This window comes from Pseudomonas brassicacearum subsp. neoaurantiaca, assembly GCF_013608025.1.
Taxonomy (GTDB): domain Bacteria; phylum Pseudomonadota; class Gammaproteobacteria; order Pseudomonadales; family Pseudomonadaceae; genus Aquipseudomonas.
This window is the reverse complement of record NZ_VDLV01000030.1, coordinates 1-1,262: the sequence shown is the minus strand read 5'-3', so window position 1 is coordinate 1,262 and position 1,262 is coordinate 1. Positions and strand designations below refer to the sequence as shown.

1 protein-coding gene is annotated in these 1,262 nt (G+C 61.5%); it reads right to left on the bottom strand.

From position 1 onward, the window contains the following. Nucleotides 1-1,262 (bottom strand): immunoglobulin-like domain-containing protein (locus FHK92_RS16670; protein ID WP_181289022.1); only part of this gene is annotated, 1,262 nt, incomplete at both ends.

Genomic DNA, 1,262 nt, shown 5'->3' with positions numbered 1-1,262 from the left:
GTATCGACAGCCACGGTGCCGGTGGTTTGTCCGGCAGCGATGTTGATGACCGCGCCGTTGCTCAGCGTCACAGTCACTGGCGTTTGCGCTGGATTAGTCAGCGTCGCGGTGTAGGTGATCTGGCCGCCTTCGGTGATGGTTTCGCTGGCAGACAAGGTCAGGCCAGTGGTGTCAGCCGAGTCGGTGATCGTGGTCACCGCAGGCGTAGTGCTCGGCACCAGGTTTTCGAAGTTGCCACCGGTCGCACCCGTGATCGTGGTGCTGACGGTGCTGCCGTTGTTATAGACGTCGTTGGCCGGGGTATCGACGGCGACGGTGCCAGTGGTTTGACCGGCAGCGATGTTGATGACCGCACCGTTGCTCAAGGTCACGGTGACCGCGGTCTGCGCTGGGTTGGTCAGCGTCGCGGTGTAAGTGATCTGACCGCCTTCGGTAATGGTTTCGCTGGCGGACAAGGTCAGGCCGGTGGTGTCAGCCGAGTCGGTAATGGTGGTAACGGCTGGCGTGGTGCTCGGAACAAGATTCTCGAAGTTGCCACCGGTTGCGCCAGTGATGGTGGTGCTAACGGTGCTGCCGTTGTTGTAGACGTCATTGGCCGGAGTATCGACTGCGACGGAGCCGGTGGTTTGTCCGGCAGCGATGTTGATCACGGCGCCGTTGCTCAAGGTCACGGTCACTGGCGTTTGCGCTGGGTTGGTCAGCGTCGCGGTGTAAGTGATCTGGCCGCCTTCGGTGATGGTTTCGCTGGCGCTGAGGGTCAGGCCAGTGGCATCAGTGGAATCGGTGATGGTGGTCACCGCAGGCGTAGTGCTTGGCACCAAGTTTTCGAAGTTGCCGCCGGAGGTACCGGTGATCGTGGTGCTGACGGTGCTGCCGTTGTTGTAGACATCATTCGCCGGAGTATCGACAGCCACGGTGCCGGTGGTTTGACCGGCTGCGATGTTGATGACCGCACCGTTGCTGAGCGTCACACTCACTGGCGTTTGCGCTGGGTTAGTCAGCGTCGCGGTGTAGGTGATCTGGCCGCCTTCGGTGATGGTTTCGCTGGCGCTGAGGGTCAGGCCAGCGGCATCAGCCGAGTCGGTGATCGTGGTCACCGCAGGCGCCGTGCTCGGCACCAGATTCTCGAAGTTACCGCCGGTTGCGCCAGTAATCGTCGTGCTGACAGTGTTGCCGTTGTTGTAGACATCGTTCGCCGGAGTATCGACAGCCACGGTGCCGGTGGTTTGTCCGGCAGCGATGTTGATGACCGCGCCGTTGCT